Below are 21071 nucleotides of genomic sequence, written 5' to 3'. Positions count from 1 at the left end.
CGCTTGGCACACTATTCCGCGCGCCGGCGAGGACCGGTCGTGGGCGTGGTGCGGCCGCTCAGAGGAAGCGCCCGCGGACGGCCTCGCCGTGCGCGGGCAGGTCCTCGTCGTTCGCGACGGCGACGATGCGGTCGGCGAGCTCCTCGAGCGCGTCGCGGGTGTACTCCACCACCTGGACGGACTTGAGGTAGGCGTGGACGCCGAGGCCGCTGGAGAAGTGCGCGGAGCCGCCGGTGGGGAGCACGTGGTTGCTGCCCGCCATGTAGTCGCCGAGGGAGACGGGCGACCACGGGCCGACGAAGATCGCCCCCGCCGATCGCACGCGCTCCGCGAGCGCCGCTGCCCCCTCGGTCTGGATCTCCAGGTGCTCCGCGCCGTAGGCGTCCACCACCGCGAGACCCTGCTCCAGGTCGTCGACGAGCACGGCGGCGGACTGCGGTCCGCCGAGCGCCTGGAGGACGCGGGCCGAGTGCTTGGTGGAGCCCACCAGGTCGCTCAGCCGGGCCTCCACGGCGCCGGCCAGCTCCACGGACGGCGTGACCAGGACGGAGGCGGCCATCGGGTCGTGCTCGGCCTGGCTGATGAGGTCGAGGGCGACGTGCCCCGAGTCGGCCGTCTCGTCGGCGAGCACGGCGATCTCCGTGGGCCCGGCCTCGGCGTCGATGCCGACGACGCCGCGCACCAGGCGCTTGGCCGCCGTCACGTACACGTTGCCGGGGCCCGTCACGACGTCCACCGGGTCGCACAGCACGTCGCCGTCCTGCGGCTCGGTGCCGGCGGCGCCGTACGCGAACATCGCCACCGCCTGGGCCCCGCCGACGGCGTAGACCTCGTCGACGCCGAGCAGCGCGCACGCGGCGAGGATCGTCGGGTGCGGCAGCCCGCCGGCGTCCTTCTGCGGCGGCGACGCGACGGCGAGCCCGGGCACCCCGGCCTCCTGCGCGGCGACCACGTTCATGATCACGGACGACGGGTACACGGCGCGGCCACCGGGCACGTACAGGCCCACGCGCTGCACGGGGACCCACCGCTGGCGCACCACCGCACCCGGCGCGAGCTGCGTGGCGTGCTCCGTCGGCACCTGCGCGGCGTGCACCGCCCGGACCCGCCGGATGGCCTCCTCGAGCCCCGCCCGCACCTGCGGGTCGAGCCCCGAGAGGGCGGCGGCCAGGGCCTCCACCGGGACGCGCAGATGCTCCGGACGCACGCCGTCGAGGCGCTCCGACAGGTCGCGGAGCGCGGCGGCACCGCGGGCCCGGACGTCGGCGATGATCGGGGTGACGGCCTGGACGGCCTCGTCCACCCCGATCTCGGGGCGCGGCAGCACCCCGAGCAGCTCGGTGCGGGTCAGGTCCTGCCCGCGGAGGTCGATGCGTCGGATCACCGGACCAGTCTAGGCCGGGCCCCGGTCCGGCCACCGGCCCGCCCGCTCCTTAGGATCGGTGCGTGACCACGCCCCCCGCGCCCCGCGGCGACAGCCGCTCGCTGCGCGAGACCGCCTACGAGACCATCAAGGCACGCATCATCGGCCTCGACCTCCATCCGGGTCAGCGGCTGGTCGAGAGGGACATCGCCGCCGAGCTCGGCGTCTCGCGCGTCCCGCTCCGCGAGGCGCTGCAGCAGCTCGAGGGCGAGGGCCTGGTCATCCTGGTGCCCCGGCAGGGGGCGCTGGTCGCGCCCTTCACGCGCGAGGACGTCGAGCAGCTCTTCGAGGTCCGCGAGAGCGTCGAGGTGCTGGCGTTCCGGCTCGCGGCGCTGCGTCGCACGGCCGCCGACCTCGAGACGATGGCGGCCGCCGTGCAGGCCGCGCGCGAGGCCCTCGACGCCCACGACGACGCCGCGACGGCCGCGGCGAACGCCGGCTTCCACGCGGCGGTGGTGCAGGCGTGCGGCAACACGCTGCTGCGGTCGATGCTCGCGCCGCTGGACGCCCGGGTGCGCTGGCTCTTTCACCTCACGAAGCGTCGGGACACCCGCGAGCAGTGCGAGGAGCACGCGGCGATGCTCGCGGCGATCGAGGCCCGCGACGCGGAGACCGTCGGCGCGCTCGCCCAGCGGCACGTGGCCTCGGGACGCGGGCCGAGCCTCGCGCTCGCCGAGACCTGGGCCTCCTCCCCCGTCGACCCCGTCGAGGCGACCCGGTCGCGCAACCGGGGCCGGCGCGCCGGCTGACCGGTGCACGGTCACGCAGCATTTACGGCCGGTTGACCCCCTGGAAACACGACGTCCCGAGACTCCTCCATTAGTGGTATACCGCTAACTCACTGGAGGACGACATGCGCAGCCCCCGCCCCGGAACCCGCACCCACCGCACCGGACCGTCTCCCGCCGCACCGACCCGCCGGCGCCTGGCCACCGCGCTCGCCGCCGCGGGGACCCTCGCTCTCGCGGCCTGCGGCACCCCTGCCGCCTCCGGCACCGACCCGACGACCGACGGGCCTCTGGCCGTGGGCGTGTTCCTCCCCGGCTCGACCTCGGACACGGGGTTCATGCAGTCGGCCTACCTCGGGTACCAGCGGGTCGAGGAGGAGCTCGGCGACGAGGTCGACATGTCGTTCGTCGAGGAGGTCGCCGCGGCCGACTACGAGCAGACGCTGGTGCGGCTCGCGGGCAGCTCCGACCTGGTGATCTCCGTGGGCGGGCAGACCGACGCCGACCTCCGCAAGGTGGCTCCGCAGTTCCCCGACGTCACGTTCGTCGAGATCGGCGGGCCGGCCGACGCCGAGCCGCTGGACAACCTCGCCTACTACGACCCGCAGCAGGCGGAGGCCGAGTACCTCTCGGGCGCCGTCGCGGCCCTGTCGTCGTCCACCGGGAAGATCGGCTTCATCGGCGGGGTCGAGCTGCCGGCCATCGTCAACGCCTCGGCCGCCTTCGCGAACGGCGCCGAGGCCGCCGTCCCGGGCACCACCGTGGTGACGCCGCAGTTCCTCGGCGACTTCAACGACCCGGCCAAGGCGAAGCAGGCCGCCGCGGCGAACTTCGGCGTCGGGGTCGACGTCGTCGGACAGATCGTGAACCTCGGCAAGCAGGGCATCGAGCAGGCCGCGGCCGACGCGGACGCCGCGATGATCGGCGGGCCGATCCCCGGCGAGTGCACCGGACCGTACGCCGGGTACGTGCGCACGGACATCGGCACCGAGGTCGAGTACGCCGTGCAGGCGGTGCTGGACGGCACGTGGGAGGCGGCGCAGGTGCCCTTCGGCCTGACGTCCGAGCGTGGCGGTACCGAGTTCGTCCTGTGCGGCGACGACCCCGAGACCGCGAACGCGCTCGCGACCCTCACCGAGTCCGTCGCCAGCGGCGACGTCGCCCCGTACTGACCCGGCCCGTACCGACCCGGCCCCGTACCGACCCGGATCCGTCCCGGCGGACCGACCACCGACCGAGGAGGTCCCGTGCCCCCACCGCGACCGGGCGACACGCCCGCGCTCGAGCTCCGCGGCGTCACCCGCCGCTTCGGCGCGCACACCGCGCTCGACGACGTCGACCTCACGGTCGCCGCCGGTGAGGTGCACTGCGTGCTCGGCGAGAACGGCGCCGGCAAGTCGACGTTGTGCCACCTCGTCTTCGGCACCCTGCCCCCCACCCGCGGCGAGCTGTTGCTGGACGGAGCGCCGTACGCCCCCGCGTCCCCCGCCGAGGCGATCCGCCTGGGCATCGGCATGGTCCACCAGCACTTCTCGCTGGTCCCCACGCTCACCGTGCGGGAGAACCTCCTGCTCGGGCGCGGGCGGCGGCTGCGCCCCGACCTCGCGGGGCTCACGACGCGGCTCGCGGAGATCGAGGACGACCTGGGCCTGCGTGTCGACCCGGCGGCCGTGACCGGGGAGCTCAGCATCGGCGCGCGCCAGCAGGTCGAGATCGTGCGCGCCCTGCTCGACCGGCCGCGCCTGCTGCTGCTCGACGAGCCCACGGGCGTCCTCGGTCCCGAGGACGTCGAGCGGCTGCTGGGGACCTGTCGCCGCGTCGCGGCCGCCGGGACGGCCGTCGTCCTCGTCACCCACAAGCTGGCCGAGGTGCGGCGCGTCGGCGACCGCGCCACGGTGCTGCGGGGCGGGCGCGTCGTCGGGGGCGGCCGGATCGCCCGCGCCGGCGACGGCGACGCCACGGCCGAGGACGGTGGCGATCCCGACGCGCTCGGCACGGCGGACCTGGTCACCCTGATGATCGGTCGCGACGTCGGGGGGCTCGACCCGGTGCTCGCCGCGAGCGTCGACGTGGAGGGGAAGGCGGCGGCCCGCCGTCCGGCCCCGCCGCGACCCGACGCGTCCCTGCCCGTCGCGCTGGACGTCCGCGGCCTCGTCGTGGAGGGCGCGGACGGCGAGCGGCTGGTGGACGACGTCGACCTGGCCGTCCGACCCGGCGAGGTCGTCGGGATCGCGGGCGTGGAGGGCAACGGCCAGAGCGAGCTCGTCGCGGCGCTCTCCGGGGCGCGCGCCCCGGCGGCGGGACAGGTCCTGCTCGACGGGCACGACATCACCCGCGCGACGCCGGGACGGCGCACCGCGCTCGGCCTCGGCGTCGTCCCCGAGGACCGCCACCACGAGGCCGTCGTCCCGGCGCTCAGCGTCACGACGAACCTCCTGCTCGGGCGTCTCGGCGCCTACCGGAGGTTCGGGCTCCTCGACCGGCGTGCGCTGCGCGCCGACGCGCGCGACCTCGCGGCCCGGTTCGACGTGCGGGCCGCCGACCTCGACGCGCCCCTCTCCTCGCTCTCGGGCGGCAACCAGCAGAAGGCCGTGCTGGCCCGCGAGCTCAGCCTCGACCCGCTGCGCTGCGTCGTCGCCGCCCAGCCGACGCGCGGCCTCGACCTCGGCGCCGTCGACGACGTCGTCACCCGCCTGCGCGACGCCGCCGCGTCCGGCGTCGCCGTACTGGTGGTCTCCAGCGAGCTCTCGGAGCTCCTCGCGATGTGCGACCGCGTGCACGTCGCTTACCGGGGCCGGCTGAGCGACGCCGTGCCCACCGACGCGCCGGACGCGCGCGACCAGGTCGCGCACCTCATGACGGGAGCAGCCGTATGACCCTCGCCGCACGCGCCCTCGCCGCCGCACGTTCCCCGCGGAGCACCGCGCCGGGCTCGCCGCCGGCGCCCCCGCCCACGCCGTCGAGCGGGACACCCACAGGAACACCGACCGGGACACCGAAACAGCCCGGCCCCACGAACTCCCCCGCCGACGGTGGTCGGGAGGCGCCGCCGCGCGGACCGACGGCCCGGCTCCGCGACCTGGCGCCCGTCCTCGTCCCGGCCGCGGCGGTCGCCGGCGCCCTGGCCGTGGCCGCCGCCCTCGCCGCGCTCGCCGGAGCGCCGCGCGCCGAGGCGGCGGCGGCCCTCTGGGACGGCATGGTCGGCACCCCGTACGCGATCGGCTCGGCCGTCAACACGGCGGCGGTCCTGCTCCTGGTGGCCGCCGGGTTCCTGCTCGCGCACCGCGCGGGCCTGGTCAACGTCGGCGGGGAGGGCCAGATCTGCGTGGGGGCGGTCGCCGGGACCGCGGTCGGTACCGCCCTGCCCCCGGGCGCGCCCCCGGCCGTCGCGCTGCCCCTCGTCCTGCTCGCCGCCGCCGCGGGCGGCGCGGGATGGGCCGCGATCGCGGCCTGGCTCGCCGTCCGGCGCGGAGTGAGCGAGGTCATCACCACGCTGCTGCTCAACTTCGTCGGCGCCGCGGTCCTCGTCCTCGCCGTGCACGAGGAGGCGCTCCTGCGCCAGCCCGTCACCAGCTCCGAGACGCTCCCGCAGTCCGCCCCCCTCGTGGAGGCGGCCCACCTGCCGTTGCTCGGGGTCCCGGGCTCGCCGGCGACCGTCGCCGCGGTGCTCGCCCTCGTCGCCGCGGGCGTCGTGGCGCTCGTCCTGCACCGCACCGGCACCGGCGTCCGGCTCGCCGCCGTCGGCCTGTCCCGGCCCGCGGCGCACCGCCTCGGCCTCGGCGTGGACCGGCTCCGGTTCTCCGCGCTGACCGCCGCCGGGGCGGCCGCGGGCGTCGCGGGCGGCGTCCTCGTCGTGTCCGCGCCGTACGTGCTCGACGACGGCATCTCGTCGGGATACGGGTTCTCCGGCCTCGTCGTCGGCCTGCTGGCGCGCGGGTCGTGCGCCGTCGCCGTGGTCGTCGCGGCCGCGCTCGGCTTCCTGGTGTCGGGCGGGATCAACCTGCAGCTCGCCGCCGGCGTCCCCGCGTCGCTGACGCAGGTCGCGGAGAGCCTCGTCATCCTCGGCGTCGCCGGGACCGCGGTCTGGGCCGTGCGCCCGGCCCGGCACCGGCGCGCGCACCGCACCGTCCCGACGACCCCCCGACCGGAGGCGACCCCGTGATCGACACCCTCACCGACCTGCTCGCCGCAGGCGTCGCCCTGGCTGTCCCCGTCCTCGTCGCCGCGAGCGGCGAGCTCGTGGGCGAGCGCTCGGGAGTCCTGACCATGAGCGTCGAGGGCATGATGCTCACCGGCGCGTTCGCGTCCGTCGTCGGGGCCACGGCCTCCGGGTCGGCCCTCGTCGGCGTCGCCTGCGGCGCCGCCGCGGGGCTCCTGGCCGGGCTCCTGCAGGCGCTGCTCAGCGTCGTCCTGCGCGCCGACCAGATCGTCACCGGCATCGCCGCGAACGCGCTCGCGCTCGCCGGCACCACCTTCGGCGCCCGCCTGCTCCTCGAGCGCGGCACCGTCGTCCCGGGCTTCGACCGGGTCGCGGTGCCCTGGCTGTCCGACCTCCCCGTCCTCGGCCCCGCGCTGTTCCAGCAGACCGGCCTCGCGTACGTCCTGCTGGCCGTGGTCGTGGGGCTCGGCCTCCTCACGTCACGCCGCACGGCGTGGGGCATCGCCCTGAGCGCCGTCGGCGAGGACGCCGCGAGCGCCGACCGTGCGGGCGTGCCCGTGCTGCGCGTCCGGTTCCTGGCGGTGCTCGTGGTCGGGGTGCTGTCCGGCCTCGCGGGCACCCAGCTCGCCCTCGCGGAGGTGCGCACCTTCACGGACAACATGACGGCGGGCGTCGGCTACCTCGCGGTCGTGGCCGTGATCGCCGGGAGCTGGCGCCCGGTCGGCGTCGCCGTGGCGGCGCTGGTCTTCGGCCTGGCGCAGGCGCTGCAGTTCACGCTGCCCGCGCTGGGGGTGGACGTGCCGTTCGCGCTGCTCGTCATGCTGCCGTACGTCCTCGCGCTGCTGGCCGTCGCCGGGCTCGTCACCCACAGCCGCCCGCCGTCGGGGCTCACCACGCCCTTCGCCCGGCTCGGACGCACCGCATGAGCACCGCCGCGGTCCGTCCCACCGCCCGTCCCACCGACTATCCCACCGACCGTCCCACCGCCCGTCCCGCCGACCATGCTGGAGCGCCCGTGCCCCTCGTCCTCACCCGATCCGAGCTCACCGGGCTGGTGTCGCCCCGGGAGGTGGTCGACCTCGTCGAGCAGACCTTCGCCGACCTCGCGGACGGCGTCGCCGCGCAGGCGCCGCTCACGGCCGCGGCGCTCGACCCCGCCGCGCACTTCCTGCCCATGACCGCCGTGTCGGGCCGGGCCGGGCTCGCCGGCTCGAAGCTGCTGGCCGACGTCCCCGGCAACCGCGACCGCGGCCTGCCGGCCCAGCGGTCCGTCCTGGTGCTCGTCGACGCGAGCACGGGCGCGCCCGTCGCGGTGCTCGACGGCGCGGTCCCCACCCGGCTGCGCACGGCCGCCGCGAGTGCCGTGGCGACGCGGTGGCTGGCACGCGAGGACGCCCGCGTGCTCGGCCTCGTCGGCGCGGGCGCGCTCGCGCTCGAGCACGTGCGGGCGCTGGCCGAGGTCAGGCCGCTCGAGCGCGTCCTCGTCTGGTCCCGCACCACGGAGCGCGTCGCGACCTTCGCCGCGCAGGTCGCCGAGCACCTCCCGGACCTCGCCGTGGAGGCGGTCGGATCTCCCCAGGCCGCGGTCCGGACGGCCGACGTGGTGTGCACGCTCACCCCCGCCCGCGACCCCCTCGTCCAGGGGTCGTGGTTCGCCCCCGGCCTGCACGTGAACGTCGTCGGCGCGCCGCCCCGGCCGGACCACCGCGAGGTGGACGGGGCCGCGATGGCGCGCTCCCGCGTCGTGGTCGACTCCGTGGGGACCGCCCTGCACGAGTCGGGCGACGCGCTCCTCGCCATCGCCGAAGGGGCCATCGACGCCGACGAGTGCCGCCTCGAGCTCGGCGACGTCGTCACGGGCCGTGCGACGGGGCGCCGCGCCCCGGACGAGATCACCCTCTTCGACTCGGTCGGGCTCGGAGTCCTCGACATCGCACTGGGCGCGGTCCTGCTCGAGCGGGCGCGAGCGGCCGGCCGTGGCGTCGCGGTCGACCTGGCGGCGTGACACCCCGTCGCCACGCGCACGCGGCGAGGTGCCCGGACCGCGACCGCGAGGACGGACAATGGGTCCCATGAGCGCGCCGATCGAGGTCCCCATCCGCGACGACATGATCCGGCTGGGGCAGTTCCTCAAGCTGGCGGGCCTCGCGGAGTCCGGAACCCACGCGCGTGACCTGGTCGCCGACGGCGAGGTCCGGGTCAACGAGGAACCCGAGACCCGCCGCGGTCGCCAGCTGATCCGGGGCGACCGGGTGACGGTGGCCCTGCCCGAGGGCGACGAGACCGCCGTCGTCGCCTGAGCACCGCCGGGGGCCCGGGCGCTCAGGCCATGTAGGTCGAGGCCATCGCCCGGTCCGGGGTGAGGCGCAGGACGACGCGCTCGGGGTCGTGCTCCAGCGGCCGGTAGCGCTTCGAGTACCGCACGACGGCGTCCGCGATCTCGTCGGCGTCCTCGCTCACCGCGATCGTCCCCTCGAGCGTCAGCCACCGCCCGCCGTCCACCTGGCACAGCGCCGCGCGGGGGCGGCCTCCCGCGGAGGTCTCCCGGCGTGCGTTGGCCACCTTGGTCGACGACCGGCGGGCCGTGGTGCGCGCGACGCCCGCCTCGGCGTCCCAGGTGAAGGCGACGGGCACGACGTGCGGGCTCCCGTCGGCGCGCAGGGTGGTCAGGGTGGCGAGGTGGCGCTCGGTGACGAACACGAGCTGCTCGGGGTTGAGGCGGAACACGCCCCGAGCCTACGGCCGCGAGGCACACCGATGAGTCCGGGGGCGCGCGCCGGTCGAACCACCGACCGGACCAGCCGGGCCGCCCTGCCCCGGACCCGACCTGCCGAGGAGCCCGCCGTGACCGAGACCGCCGCCTCCCCCTCCCCCGTCGACCGCGCCACGTGGCTGCGTGACCGCGAGGCGCTGCGTGCCCGCGAGAAGGCGCACACCCGCGAGGGTGACGCGATCTCCGCCGCGCGGCGGCGCCTGCCGATGACCGAGGTCGACGCGGGCGCGCTGCTCGTCGGCCCCGACGGGCCGGTCCCGCTCCTGGACGTCTTCGACGGGCGTGACCAGCTGATCGCGTACAAGCACATGTGGCACGCCGGGCAGCCGGTCGAGGGGCAGTGCGAGGGCTGCACGGCCAGCATCTGGAGCGTGCAGGACGCCGCCTACCTGCACCACCGCGGCGTGACGTTCGCCGTCTTCTGCGAGGGCCCGTGGGACGAGGTCGCGCCCTTCGTGGAGTTCATGGGCTACCGGGTGCCCTGGTACTCGATGCAGGGCGTCACCGACGAGGCGGTGGGTGGCGGCCTCAGCGACGACCGCGGCCTGATCTCCTGCTACCTGCGCGTCGACGACCGGGTGTTCCTCACCAACGAGACCACGCACCGCGGCGTCGAGGCGATCATGGCGCAGGCCCAGCTGCTCGACCTGACCGCGTACGGGCGGCAGGAGGAGTGGGAGGACTCCCCCGCCGGCTGGCCGCAGCACCCGACCGCGACGTGGTGGAAGGACCGCGGGCGCCCCGTGCCGCAGTGGTCCCGGCCCGAGGCCGCGCCGTACGACCCGCACGCGGCGCACGGCCACCACCACTGACCGGCCGCGAGAGCCTCCCGGCGGGTCGCGCCCTCAGAAGCCGTCGGTGAGGATCGGCGGCACGCGGGTGCCGTGCCGTCCCTCGTCGTGCAGGGCGCGCAGCACCACGAGCTCGTGCGGCACGACCGGGTCGGGCAGCGCGACGAACGGGAACCACCGCAGGTCGCCGACCTTCGCGGGTTCGCGGATCTCGGGGCTGCCGGACCACCGGGTCGCGGTGAAGAAGAAGTCGGCGCGCTGCTCGAGCGCCGGGCCGCCGGGCTGTCCGCGGTGCATCGTCGTCACGGGCACCAGGTCGGCGGGGTCGACGACGACGCCGAGCTCCTCGCGGGCCTCACGCACCGCCGCCTCGAGCACCGACTCCCCCGCCTCGACGTGCCCCGCCGCGGCGGCGGCCCAGTGCCCGTCCCGGTACCCGGTCCCCTGCCGCAGCTGCAGCAGCACCTGCCCCTCGCGGCGCAGGTACACGTACGCCGCCGGCACCACCCGGAAGCGGTGGTCCGCCGAGCCGTCGTCCGGGCCCGCCTCGACCTTCGTCACGTCCGCGCTCACGACAGGCAGCTCGGGCCGAGGAGGGCCTTGAGGTCGCCGAACAGCGCGGGCGACTTCTCCACCCGCAGCGTGTCCGCCGCGCGCACCACCGTCCGCTTGCCCGGCTCCGCGACGCTCACGTGCACCTCCGCGGAGCCGGGGTGCGTGGCCAGCACCTCGCGCAGCCGCACCATGACCGGCTCGACGCAGCGGGTGTGCGGCACGGTGACCAGGACGGGCGCGTCGGCGACGGCGGACGTGTCCGGAAGCGACACCTCCATCGCCTGCAGCTGCATCTGGTCGTCGCGGCGCCGCACGCGGCCGCGCAGCGTGACGACCTGGTCCTCCGCGAGGATCGTCGAGTACGCGAGATACGTCTCGCCGAAGAACATCACCTCGACGGCGCCCTCGAGGTCCTCGACCGTGACGGCCGCCCAGGGGTTGCCGTTCTTGCTCATCTTGCGCTGCACGCTGGTGAGCAGCCCCGCGACCGTGACCTGGGAGCCGTCCTGGCGTCCTTCGTCGGCCATCAGCGCCGCGATCGACGTGTCCGCCGCGCGCGCCAGCACGTGCTCGAGCCCCGACAGCGGGTGGTCCGAGACGTACAGGCCGAGCATCTCGCGCTCGAAGGCGAGCCGCTGCTTCTTGTCCCAGTCGGGCAGGTCGGGCACGTCGACGGCGAACGTCATCGCCGCGTCCTCCTCCGCGCCGCCGAAGCCGGCGAAGAGGTCGAACTGGCCCTCGGCCTCCTTGCGCTTCACGGAGATGACCGAGTCCACCGCCTGCTCGTGCACCACGAGCAGGGCACGGCGCGGGTGGCCGAGCGAGTCGAACGCCCCGGCCTTGATGAGCGACTCGATGGTGCGCTTGTTGCAGACCACGGCCGGCACCTTGTCGAGGAAGTCCGTGAACGAGGTGAACGCGCCCTTCTCCTCGCGGGCGGCGATGATCGCGTCCACGACGTTGGCGCCGACGTTGCGGATGGCCGTCAGGCCGAAGCGGATGTCGGCGCCGACGGCGGTGAACTTGGCGGCGGAGTCGTTGACGTCGGGCGGCAGCACCGTGATGTGCATGCGACGGCACTCGCCCAGGTAGAGCGCCATCTTGTCCTTGTCGTCCCGCACGCTCTGCAGCAGGCCGGCCATGTACTCGGTCGGGTAGTTCGCCTTGAGGTAGGCCGTCCAGTAGGACACGACGCCGTACCCGGCGGAGTGCGCCTTGTTGAACGCGTAGCCGGCGAACGGCACCAGGGTGTCCCAGACCGCCTGGATCGCGGGCTTGGAGTAGCCGCGCTCCTTCATGCCCGCCTCGAAGGGGACGAACTCCTTGTCGAGGATCTCCTTCTTCTTCTTGCCCATCGCGCGCCGCAGCAGGTCGGCCTGGCCGAGCGAGTACCCGGCGAGGATCTGCGCGGCGCGCTGCACCTGCTCCTGGTACACGATCAGGCCGTACGTCTCGCCCAGGACCTCGCTGAGCGGCTCCTCGAGCTCCGGGTGGATCGGCTCGATCTTCTGCAGGCCGTTCTTGCGCAGGGCGTAGTTGATGTGCGAGTTCATGCCCATCGGCCCGGGGCGGTACAGCGCGATGACGGCGGAGACGTCCTCGAAGTTGTCCGGCCGCATCTGGCGCAGCAGCGAGCGCATCGCGCCGCCGTCGAGCTGGAACACGCCGAGCGTGTCGCCGCGGGCGAGCAGGTCGTAGGTGGCCTTGTCGTCGAGCTCGACGGTCTCGATCGCCACCGGCTCCTTGCCGTTCATGACGATGTTCTCGAGCGCGTCGTCGAGGATCGTGAGGTTGCGCAGCCCGAGGAAGTCCATCTTGATGAGGCCGAGGCCCTCGGACGTCGGGTAGTCGAACTGCGTGATGACCGCGCCGTCCTGCGGGCGCCGCATGATCGGGATGATGTCGATCAACGGGTGGCTCGACATGATGACGCCGGCGGCGTGCACGCCCCACTGCCGCTTCAGGCCCTCGATGCCGCGCGCGGTCTCGACCACGCGCTGGGCCTCGGGGTCGGCGTCGTGCACCGCGCGGAACTCCGCGGCCTCGGCGTAGCGCTCGTGCTTCGGGTCGAAGATCCCGGACAGCGGGATGTCCTTGCCCATGACGGCGGGCGGCATCGCCTTGGTGAGCTTCTCCCCCATCGCGAAGGGGAAGCCGAGCACGCGCGAGCCGTCCTTGAGGGCCTGCTTCGCCTTGATGGAGCCGTAGGTGACGATCATCGCGACGCGGTCGTCACCGTACTTCTCGGTGACGTACCGGATCACCTCGGCGCGACGTCGTTCGTCGAAGTCGACGTCGACGTCGGGCATGGACACGCGCTCCGGGTTGAGGAAGCGCTCGAAGATCAGACCGTGCTTGAGGGGGTCGAGCTCGGTGATGCCCATGACGTAGGACACCATCGAGCCGGCCGCCGAACCACGGCCCGGGCCCACCCGGATGCCCTGCTCCTTGGCCCAGTTGATGAAGTCGGCCACCACGAGGAAGTACCCCGGGAAGCCCATCTGGATGATGACCTCGACCTCGTAGTTCGCCTGCTTGCGCACGTCGTCGCCGATGCCCTCGGGGTAGCGGCGGCGCAGGCCCGCCTCGACCTCCTTGACGAACCAGCTGACCTCGTCCTCGCCGTCGGGCACGGGGAACCGCGGCATGTAGTTGGCCTTGGTGTCGAACGAGACGTCGCAGCGCTCGGCGATGAGCAGCGTGCTCTCGATCGCCTGCGGCAGCTCGGAGAACAGGCGCCGCATCTCGGCGCCCGAGCGCACGTAGAAGCTGTCGCCGCTGAAGGCGAACCGGCTCCCGCCCTGGTCGTAGGTCGGCTCGTCGAGCGTCGACCCGGAGTTCACCGCGAGCAGCACCTCGTGGGAGTGGGAGTCCTCCTGCTTCGTGTAGTGCAGGTCGTTGGTGGCCACCAGCGGCGCGTCGATGTGCTCGGCGAGCCGCAGCAGGTCCTTGTAGGTGCGGGACTCGATCTCGATCCCGTGGTCCATGAGCTCGACGAAGAAGTTCTCCTTGCCGAGGATGTCCTGCAGCTCGCCCGCCGCCCGCACGGCCTCGTCCCACTGGCCCAGCCGCAGGCGGGTCTGCACCTCGCCGGACGGGCAGCCCGAGGTGCCCATGAGGCCCTTGCCGTACGTCTCGAGGAGCTCGCGGTCCATGCGCGGCCACTTGCCCATCTGGCCGTCCAGGGACGCCAGCGACGACGCGCGGAAGAGGTTGTGCATCCCCTCGTTGTCGCGCGCCCAGAGCGTCATGTGCGTGTAGGCGCCGCCCGCGGAGACGTCGTCGCGCCGCTGGTGCTGCTCGCCCCAGAGCACCTTGGTGCGGTCGTGGCGGCTGGTGCCCGGGGTCACGTACGCCTCGACGCCGATGATCGGCTTCACCCCGTGCTTCTGCGCCGTGCTCCAGAAGTCGAACGCCCCGAACAGGTACCCGTGGTCGGTGATCGCGATGGCCTTCTGGCCGAGCCGCGACACCTCGCTGAACAGGTCGTTCATGCGCGTCGCGCCGTCGAGCATCGAGTACTCGGTGTGCACGTGCAGGTGGACGAAGTCGTCCTCGGCGGTACCGGTCGGCTGGGCGATGGGGGAACCTGCGTCGGGCATGGACCGAGTCTAGGCAGTCGCCTCCGACACTCCCGACCGCCCCGCCGAGGGGAACCTCACAGGGCCGCGACCGCCGTCACCATCGCACTAGCAGGCGGAGCACGGCCAGCCCGTCGTCCGTGCCCGGCCAGTGCCGGCGCACGACGTCGGGCCCCGCGCTGCGCACCACAGCCCGCAGGACGAGCACGACCACGACCACGTCGTCGGCCCAGCCGAGCACGGGGATGACGTCGGGGACGACGTCGAACGGCATCGCCAGGTAGCCCAGCAGCACGACGAGCAGCGCGCGCACGCGCCGCGACAGGGCACGGTCCGCGGCGAGCCGTCTGACCAGGCGCAGCACGTCGGGCAGCAGGCGCACGGCGCCCCGCAGCGAGCCGCGACCGGTGCGCCGCCGCACGACGAGCAGGCCGACGGCCAGCAGCGCCCAGAGGGCGAGCACGGCCATCACCAGACCGACGATGGCGTCCGCCCACCAGGGCAGGCCGGTCACCGGGCTCCCTACCGGTAGGCCCCGCGCACGACCTCGAGCGCGTGCGCCAGGTCGTCGGGGTACTCGCTGGTGACCTCCACCCAGCGGCCGGTCAGCGGGTGCTCGAAGCCGAGCCGAACCGCGTGCAGCCACTGGCGCGTCAGCCCCACCTTCGACGCGAGCACCGGGTCGGCGCCGTAGGTGAGGTCGCCCACGAGCGGGTGCCGCACCGCCTGGAAGTGCACCCGGATCTGGTGGGTGCGGCCGGTCTCCAGGTGCACCTCGACGAGCGACGCGGCCGGCAGCATCTCGAGCACCTCGTAGTGCGTCACGGAGTGCTTGCCGTCCGCGACGACCGCGAACCGGTAGTCGGCGCTCGGGTGCCGCCCGATCGGGGCGTCGATGGTGCCCGTCGTCGGCTCGGGATGACCCTGCGCGAGCGCGTGGTACACCTTCTCGACCGTGCGCTCCTTGAACGCCCGCTTGAGGCCGCTGTACGCCGCCTCGCTCTTCGCCACGGCCATGAGGCCCGACGTGCCGACGTCGAGCCGGTGCACGATGCCCTGCCGCTCCGCCGCGCCGGAGGTCGCGATCCGGTAGCCGGCCGCGGCCAGCGCACCGACCACGGTGGGGCCGGTCCAGCCCGGCGACGGGTGGGCGGCGACCCCGACCGGCTTGTCGACGACGACGACGTCGTCGTCCTCGTAGGCGATGCCCATGCCGGGCACCGGCTCGGCGACCACCGGCGCCGCCGGACGCGCGTCGGGGACGGTGACCTCGAGCCAGCCGCCGGCGACCACGCGGTCGGACTTGCCGACCGGGCGCCCGTCCAGGAGCACCGCGCCGGAGGCCGCGAGCTCCGCCGCCTGGGTGCGGGAGAAGCCGAGCATCCGCGCGAGCGCGGCGTCGACCCGCTCGCCCGCGAGGCCGTCGGGCACGGGCAGGGTGCGGGTGGACCCGGCCGACATCGTCAGCGCTCCCCCGTCGGCCCGGCCGGCTCGCCGGGCTCCGCCGGGGCGTCCCCGCCCTCGACGTGCCGTCGGCCGTCCAGGCCGATCCCCCGGAAGGACAGGACGACGATGAGCACCGCGGCGGCGACGATGGCGATGTCCGCGACGTTGCCGACGAAGACGCCGTAGTCGATGAAGTCGACCACGTGCCCCTGGGCGAACCCGGGCTCGCGGAAGAAGCGGTCGCCGAGGTTGCCGAGCGCGCCGCCGAGCAGGAGGCCCAGGGCCACCGCCCAGCCGGTGGAACCGATCCGACGGATGGCCCGCACGATGACGACCACCACGACGCACACCACGATCGTGAGGATCCACGTCATGCCGGTGGCGATCGACAGCGCCGCGCCGTCGTTGTAGATGAGGCGCAGCTGCAGCAGCTCGCCGATCAGGGGCTTCGGGTCGTCCCCCCAGACGAGGGCGGACTCGGCCCACCACTTCGTGAGCTGGTCGACCAGCAGCACGAGAGCGGCGAGGACGAAGGTCCCCCCGATCAGCCGGCGACGACGCGCCTCGGGCACCGCGGCCTCCTCGGCGACAGCACCTGCGTCCCCGGTGGGGACGGCGTCGTCGGGCGCGTCCGAGACGGGCGACTCGGGTGCGCCGTCGCGCGGCGCGGGCTCAGGGGCCGGGGCGGAGCCGGCGGGCGTGGTCGACATCGTCCGCAAGTGTAGGCGGACCGGGCCGGTCGCCGGGGCAGGGCCGCCCGGTCAGCGACGCTCCTCGCGCGCCTTCGCCTCGACCGAGAGCGTCGCGCGCGGGAACGCCTGCAGGCGTGCCTTGCCGATCGGCAGCCCGGTGATCTCGCAGGTGGCGTAGGTGCCCTTGCGGATGCGGTCGACGGCGTGCGCGGTCTGGGCGAGCAGGTCGCGCATGTTGTTGACCAGGGTGAGCTCCTGCTCACGCTCGAGGGCGCTCGACCCGTAGTCGGCCTGGTCGTCGCCCGCGCCGTCGCCCGAGTTGCGCAGCAGGTCCGACAACTCCTGGTCGGCGGCCGCGAGCTCGTGCTCGAGGCGCTCCTTCTCCTCGAGCAGGAAGGCCGCCAGCTCCTCCACCTCGTGCAGGGTCCAGGGCTCCTCGCCGTCGCGGACCGGGAACGTCTTCACGTCGCGCGCGAGGTGCGGGAAGTTCTCGCGCAGTGCCGCGCGCGTGGTGGTCGAGAGCTTGGCCATCGGTGCCCTTTCGTTGGTGCGTCGACGACGAGTCACCGCAGCGTAAGTGCGCCGAGCGGCCCGCACAACAGCACGCGCGGTGAACGCGTGCGTGTCGTGCGGGCCGCTCGGCGTGAGGCGTGACGAGGGAGCGGGGTGCGCGGGGTGACGGCCCCCCGCTCAGAGCTCCGAGCCGCGACCGGCAGCGGCGTTCTGCCGCTGCGGCGGCAGGGCCGAGCCGCGGGCGTCGAGGTCGCCCAGCAGGTTCTGCAGGAAGCTCTTGAGGCGCGTGCGGTAGTCGCGCTCGAAGAGGCGGAGCTCGTCGATCTTGCGCTCGAGGAGCGACCGCTCCTGCTCGAGCTGCGACAGCGTCCGGTGGCTGGTCTCCTCGGCCTCGCGGACGATGCGCGAGCCCTCGGACTTGGCCTCGGAGATGAGGCGGTCGCCCTCCTCCTGGCCGGACCGCACGTAGTCGTCGTGCAGCTTCTGGGCCAGCTGGAGCATCCCGGTGGCGGACTCCGGCTCCGCGGGCTGCTGCTTCGCGGCGGCCGGGGCGGGCGCCGGCGCCGGGGCGGGCGCCGGGGTCGGCGTGGGCTGCGCCTGCTGCGCAGCGTCCGAGCGGCTCAGCTCGGCGACCCGGTGCTCGGCCGCGGTGAGCTTGGAGCGCAGGTCGTCGTTCTCCTCCTGGACCGCCGTGAGGGTCCGCACGACCTCGTCGAGGAAGTCGTCGACCTCCTCGACGTCGTAGCCCTCGCGGAACTTGGTCGCGGCGAACTTCTTGTTCAGGATGTCCTCTGCCGTCAGCAGCGCCATCGTCTCACCTCATCGTTCTTGCAGGGTCGGTGGGACCCGGTTCCCGGGCCGTCTGGATGACCACGGTAGCGGACGTGTCGGCGGGCGACCTGCCCGGCGAGGTCGGGTCGTCCCGCCCACACGACGTCTTCACAGGTCAGCACCAGGGCGCTCGTCCCCAGCCGGCGCGAACCCGGCCGAGGTCACAGCAGAGCCGCCGCGGCGGCGGTCACATCGTGGCCAGGAACGACGCCACCCGCATGAGGATGCCCGTGCCGATGAAGAGCACGAGGAACGCGATGTCCAGCCGGATCTGACCGAGGGTCAGCGGCGGGATCAGCCCGCGCAGGAAGCGCAGGGGCGGGTCGGTCACCGTGTAGACCGCCTCCGCCAGCACCAGCAGCACGCCCTTCGGCCGCCAGTCGCGCGCGAAGAACTGCACCCAGTCGAAGACGAGCCGGATGATGAGGCACAGCAGGAACAGCCACAGGACGAGGTAGACCAGGTTGAAGACGAGGCTCACGGGACGAACCTACCCGAGCACGACGCAGGGCCGGGGCAGGACTGCCCCGGCCCCTGCCGGACGGTGCGATCGGCGCTCTCGGGCGCGCGCTCAGCTCTGGTTGTAGAACGCCCCGCGTCCGGGGGCGGCCTTCTCCGCCGGCGGCTCCTCGCCCGCGATCTCCACGTGCTCCGGCGAGAGCAGGAAGACCTTGTTCGTCACGCGCTCGATCGACCCGCGCAGCCCGAAGATGAGGCCCGCCGAGAAGTCCACGAGGCGCTTCGCGTCGGCGTCGTCCATGTCGGACAGGTTCATGATCACCGGCGTGCCGCCCCGGAAGGCCTCGCCGATGGTGCGGGCGTCGTTGTACGAGCGCGGGTGGATGGTCGTGATGCGTCGCAGGTCGGAGGCGATCACCGACTCGCTCCCTCCGCCACGGTGCAGCGGGGTGACCTGCGCCTGGTAGTCGTCACGGTCGCGCACCGGTGCCTCCAGCTCCTCGTACTCGTCGAGGTAATCCTCCGACTCACCCTGGTCGTCGGCGAGCCCCAGGTACAGCATCGTCTTGCGAAGCGCTCCGCCCATCGCCTTGCTCCGTTCGTCGCCACGTCCCGCCCTCCGTCCCGGACGGTGTCACGACGTTAACCACGCCCGCGGCGGCATCGGCGCACGACACGCCGGTGTGTCGCGCGTCGCGGGCGTGTCAGGTCACGACCGCGTCAGTTCGGCACGCCGGGCCGGCGGGTCAGGTCAGGACGACGACCCCCGCCTGCCGCCCGGTCGTCGTGCCCTGGGCGGTGGCGCGACGGTGGGAGTAGAGGTCGGTGTCCGTGAGCGTGCACCGGTCCACCCGGCTGGCGGTCACGCCGTGCGCCGCCAGCTGCGCGAGCACGCCGGCCGGCAGGTCGAGCGCAGGCGTGCCCGCCGTGGTCGTCGCCCACGTCTCGGGGACGACGGCGGCGACCTCGTCGCGCATCGCAGCCGGCACCTCGTAGCAGGCGCCGCAGACCGCCGGGCCGACGGCGGCCCGGAGGTGCTCGGCCCGGGCCCCGCGTGCGAGCAGCCGCTCGACCACCCGGTGCACGACCCCCAGGGCGACCCCGCCCCGGCCCGCGTGCGCGACCGCCACCAGGCGGGCCACCGGGTCCGCGAGGACGACGGGCACGCAGTCAGCGACCAGGACACCGAGCGCCAGACCGGCCTCCGCGGTGACCATGGCGTCGGCCTCGCCCGCCGCGACCGGCGGCTCCGTCGACGACCACTCGGCGAGCTCGGCGGAGCCCAGGTCCAGGACCTGGTCGCCGTGCACCTGGGCCGAGAAGGCCACGGGCGCACCGAGCCACGCCCCGACGCGGGCCCGGTTCTCCCGCACCCGCACGGGGTCGTCGCCCGTCGAGGTGCCCAGGTCGAGCGACGACCAGGGGGCGGGCGACACCCCGCCGTGACGCGTGGTGAAGCCCGCCACGACGCCCTCCCCGAGGTCCACCCGCAGCAGCCCCGCACCGAACTGGTCCGGCAACAACGCCTCCTGGGCCCAGCCGACCGCTCCGTGAGTCCCGCTCACCCGGCGCTCACTTGAGGAAGTCGGGCACGTCGAGCTCCTCGGCCGGACGGCGCGGCTCGTCGAACAGGCGCGGCACCTCGACCGGCCGCTCCACGGTGACGCCCTCGCCCTCGGCGTCCTCGACCACCGTGAACGGGCGGCGCTGCTCCGCAGGCCGCGCCCCGACCGGCGGGGCCGGCGGCGCGTCGAGGCTCACGGGGACGTCGTCCGGCTCCGCCGGGATCGGTCGCGGCTGCACGGGGGCCGCCGGCACCGACGCGGTGGCCGGCTGCGGCGGGCGCGGCGGGGCGGTCTGGACGCCGGGCTGCGGCACGGACGTCGCCGTCGTGCCCCCCTCACCGACGGTGACCGTCGGCTTGGCCGGCGCGCCGGCGATCTGGCCGAGACCGCGGCCGTCCTTGCGGGCCTGCGGCACGCCGCCGTCGAACCCGGCCGCGATGACGGTGACCCGCACCTCGTCGCCGAGCGCGTCGTCGATGACCGTGCCGAAGATGATGTTCGCCTCGGAGTGGGCCGCCTCCTGGACGAGGCGAGCGGCCTCGTGCACCTCGAAGAGGCCGATGTCGCTGCCGCCCTGGATCGACAGCAGGACGCCGTGCGCGCCGTCGATGGAGGCCTCGAGCAGCGGGGACGAGATCGCGAGCTCGGCCGCCTGCACCGCGCGGTCCTCGCCCCGGGCCGAGCCGATGCCCATCAGCGCCGAGCCCGCGCCCTGCATCACGGACTTCACGTCCGCGAAGTCGAGGTTGATGAGGCCCGGCGTCGTGATGAGGTCGGTGATGCCCTGGACGCCGGAGTGCAGCACCTGGTCGGCCGAGTGGAACGCCGCGATCGCCGAGACGCTCTTGTCCGACATGGACAGGAGCCGGTCGTTGGGGATCACGATGAGGGTGTCGACCTCCTCGCGGAGGGCGTCGATCCCCTGCTCGGCCTGCACGGAGCGGCGGCGGCCCTCGAACGTGAAGGGCCGCGTCACGACCCCCACCGTCAGGGCACCCAGCGACCGGGCGATCCGGGCGACCACGGGGGCGCCGCCCGTGCCGGTGCCACCGCCCTCGCCCGCCGTCACGAAGACCATGTCGGCGCCGCGCAGGACGTCCTCGATCTCCTCCGCGTGGTCCTCGGCCGCCTTCTTGCCGACCTCCGGGTCGGCGCCGGCGCCCAGGCCACGGGTGAGCTCGCGACCGACGTCGAGCTTGACGTCGGCGTCCGACATCAGCAGCGCCTGCGCGTCGGTGTTGATGGCGATGAACTCGACACCCTTGAGCCCGACCTCGATCATGCGGTTCACGGCGTTCACGCCGCCACCGCCGATACCGACCACCTTGATCACTGCCAGGTAGTTCTGCGGAGTTGCCACGTCGTTGCCTCTCGGGTCGTTCCTTGTCCCGACGTCCGGTCCTCGCGCCCCCGTCGCCCCGACCGGCCGACCCGCGGGTCTAACCTTAAGGTTCGAGTTGAGGGTTAGAGTTATGTCAGGTTGCTGCTGCGATCGACGGTAGGCGGCGCGGTGGGCGCGACGCCGGACGTCTCTCGGCGTGTCGCGCGCGCCCGG

21 protein-coding genes are annotated in these 21071 nt (G+C 74.3%); 8 read left to right on the top strand and 13 right to left on the bottom strand.

The genetic code is table 11. The features are described from left to right. Window positions 1-58: 58 nt before the first annotated feature. Window positions 59-1384, bottom strand: a complete 1326-nt coding sequence (hisD, locus tag ACFQ8Y_RS17470; RefSeq protein ID WP_430586272.1) for a histidinol dehydrogenase — start codon at window positions 1382-1384, stop codon at window positions 59-61. 62 nt (window positions 1385-1446) lie between these two features. On the opposite strand from hisD, the gene ACFQ8Y_RS17465 reads away from it, so the two are divergent. The 7 genes from ACFQ8Y_RS17465 (at window position 1447) to ACFQ8Y_RS17435 (ending at window position 8610) form a co-directional block, all read left to right on the top strand. Further along, entirely contained in the window at window positions 1447-2172 is a 726-nt protein-coding gene (locus tag ACFQ8Y_RS17465; RefSeq protein WP_430552258.1) for a GntR family transcriptional regulator, read from the top strand. Window positions 2173-2276: 104 nt separating this feature from the next. Beyond that, window positions 2277-3323, top strand: coding sequence for a BMP family ABC transporter substrate-binding protein (locus tag ACFQ8Y_RS17460; RefSeq protein ID WP_430586271.1), 1047 nt, complete (start codon window positions 2277-2279; stop codon window positions 3321-3323). A 75-nt stretch (window positions 3324-3398) separates the two neighbouring features. Then, on the top strand, window positions 3399-5027 hold the full coding sequence (locus ACFQ8Y_RS17455; RefSeq protein WP_430586270.1) for an ABC transporter ATP-binding protein: 1629 nt from the start codon (window positions 3399-3401) through the stop codon (window positions 5025-5027). Then, on the top strand, window positions 5024-6313 hold the full coding sequence (locus ACFQ8Y_RS17450) for a hypothetical protein (protein ID WP_430586269.1): 1290 nt from the start codon (window positions 5024-5026) through the stop codon (window positions 6311-6313). The genes ACFQ8Y_RS17455 and ACFQ8Y_RS17450 overlap by 4 nt, the downstream gene beginning before the upstream one ends. Next, window positions 6310-7236: an ABC transporter permease gene (locus ACFQ8Y_RS17445; RefSeq protein WP_430586268.1), complete on the top strand. Its 927-nt coding sequence runs from the start codon at window positions 6310-6312 to the stop codon at window positions 7234-7236. Before ACFQ8Y_RS17450 ends, ACFQ8Y_RS17445 begins: the two co-directional genes overlap by 4 nt. Next, a complete protein-coding gene (locus ACFQ8Y_RS17440) occupies window positions 7233-8315 on the top strand; it encodes an ornithine cyclodeaminase family protein (protein ID WP_430586267.1) in 1083 nt (360 codons plus the stop codon). The genes ACFQ8Y_RS17445 and ACFQ8Y_RS17440 overlap by 4 nt, the downstream gene beginning before the upstream one ends. A 67-nt stretch (window positions 8316-8382) precedes the next feature. Next, window positions 8383-8610, top strand: coding sequence for an RNA-binding S4 domain-containing protein (locus ACFQ8Y_RS17435; RefSeq protein ID WP_430586266.1), 228 nt, complete (start codon window positions 8383-8385; stop codon window positions 8608-8610). A gap of 22 nt (window positions 8611-8632) precedes the next feature. Here ACFQ8Y_RS17435 and ACFQ8Y_RS17430 read toward each other — a convergent pair whose 3' ends face one another. Next, window positions 8633-9037, bottom strand: a complete 405-nt coding sequence (locus tag ACFQ8Y_RS17430; protein WP_430586265.1) for a pyridoxamine 5'-phosphate oxidase family protein — start codon at window positions 9035-9037, stop codon at window positions 8633-8635. Between the two features lie 117 nt (window positions 9038-9154). On the opposite strand from ACFQ8Y_RS17430, the gene ACFQ8Y_RS17425 reads away from it, so the two are divergent. Next, window positions 9155-9895 (top strand): DUF899 family protein, encoded by a 741-nt coding sequence (locus tag ACFQ8Y_RS17425; protein ID WP_430563404.1) that lies wholly within the window; start codon window positions 9155-9157, stop codon window positions 9893-9895. A gap of 33 nt (window positions 9896-9928) precedes the next feature. Here the strand turns inward: ACFQ8Y_RS17425 and ACFQ8Y_RS17420 are convergent, their stop codons facing one another. The 11 genes from ACFQ8Y_RS17420 to ftsZ all read right to left on the bottom strand — a co-directional run bounded on the left by ACFQ8Y_RS17420 (window position 9929) and on the right by ftsZ (window position 20876). Next, window positions 9929-10447, bottom strand: a complete 519-nt coding sequence (locus ACFQ8Y_RS17420) for an NUDIX domain-containing protein (protein ID WP_430563405.1) — start codon at window positions 10445-10447, stop codon at window positions 9929-9931. Further along, on the bottom strand, window positions 10444-14031 hold the full coding sequence (gene dnaE / locus ACFQ8Y_RS17415; RefSeq protein ID WP_430586264.1) for a DNA polymerase III subunit alpha: 3588 nt from the start codon (window positions 14029-14031) through the stop codon (window positions 10444-10446). Before dnaE ends, ACFQ8Y_RS17420 begins: the two co-directional genes overlap by 4 nt. A 76-nt stretch (window positions 14032-14107) precedes the next feature. After that, the gene (locus ACFQ8Y_RS17410; RefSeq protein WP_430586263.1) at window positions 14108-14524 is read right to left on the bottom strand and encodes a YkvA family protein; all 417 of its coding nucleotides are present in this window, start codon (window positions 14522-14524) and stop codon (window positions 14108-14110) included. 8 nt (window positions 14525-14532) lie between these two features. Then, on the bottom strand, window positions 14533-15471 hold the full coding sequence (locus ACFQ8Y_RS17405; protein WP_430586262.1) for an RluA family pseudouridine synthase: 939 nt from the start codon (window positions 15469-15471) through the stop codon (window positions 14533-14535). 2 nt (window positions 15472-15473) lie between these two features. Further along, complete coding sequence (locus ACFQ8Y_RS17400) at window positions 15474-16166, bottom strand: signal peptidase II (protein WP_430586261.1); 693 nt, start codon at window positions 16164-16166, stop codon at window positions 15474-15476. Window positions 16167-16217: 51 nt separating this feature from the next. Continuing rightward, on the bottom strand, window positions 16218-16679 hold the full coding sequence (locus ACFQ8Y_RS17395) for a TraR/DksA family transcriptional regulator (RefSeq protein ID WP_430552272.1): 462 nt from the start codon (window positions 16677-16679) through the stop codon (window positions 16218-16220). 159 nt (window positions 16680-16838) lie between these two features. Continuing rightward, complete coding sequence (locus tag ACFQ8Y_RS17390; RefSeq protein ID WP_430563409.1) at window positions 16839-17471, bottom strand: DivIVA domain-containing protein; 633 nt, start codon at window positions 17469-17471, stop codon at window positions 16839-16841. A gap of 208 nt (window positions 17472-17679) precedes the next feature. Beyond that, window positions 17680-17973 carry a YggT family protein gene (locus tag ACFQ8Y_RS17385; protein ID WP_430552274.1) on the bottom strand — a complete coding sequence of 98 codons (294 nt, stop codon included), beginning with the start codon at window positions 17971-17973 and terminating at the stop codon, window positions 17680-17682. Between the two features lie 90 nt (window positions 17974-18063). Then, window positions 18064-18537 (bottom strand): cell division protein SepF, encoded by a 474-nt coding sequence (locus ACFQ8Y_RS17380; RefSeq protein WP_430586260.1) that lies wholly within the window; start codon window positions 18535-18537, stop codon window positions 18064-18066. A 160-nt stretch (window positions 18538-18697) separates the two neighbouring features. Further along, window positions 18698-19516, bottom strand: coding sequence for a polyphenol oxidase family protein (locus tag ACFQ8Y_RS17375; RefSeq protein WP_430563410.1), 819 nt, complete (start codon window positions 19514-19516; stop codon window positions 18698-18700). A 7-nt stretch (window positions 19517-19523) separates the two neighbouring features. Continuing rightward, window positions 19524-20876 carry a cell division protein FtsZ gene (ftsZ, locus tag ACFQ8Y_RS17370; protein ID WP_430552277.1) on the bottom strand — a complete coding sequence of 451 codons (1353 nt, stop codon included), beginning with the start codon at window positions 20874-20876 and terminating at the stop codon, window positions 19524-19526. Between the last annotated feature and the right edge of the window lie 195 nt (window positions 20877-21071).

The sequence above is a fragment of the Isoptericola sp. NPDC056605 genome (assembly GCF_042792795.1).
Classification (GTDB): domain Bacteria; phylum Actinomycetota; class Actinomycetes; order Actinomycetales; family Cellulomonadaceae; genus Isoptericola.
Note: the sequence above shows the minus strand (reverse complement) of the source record. Positions and strands in the feature narration are given on the sequence as shown.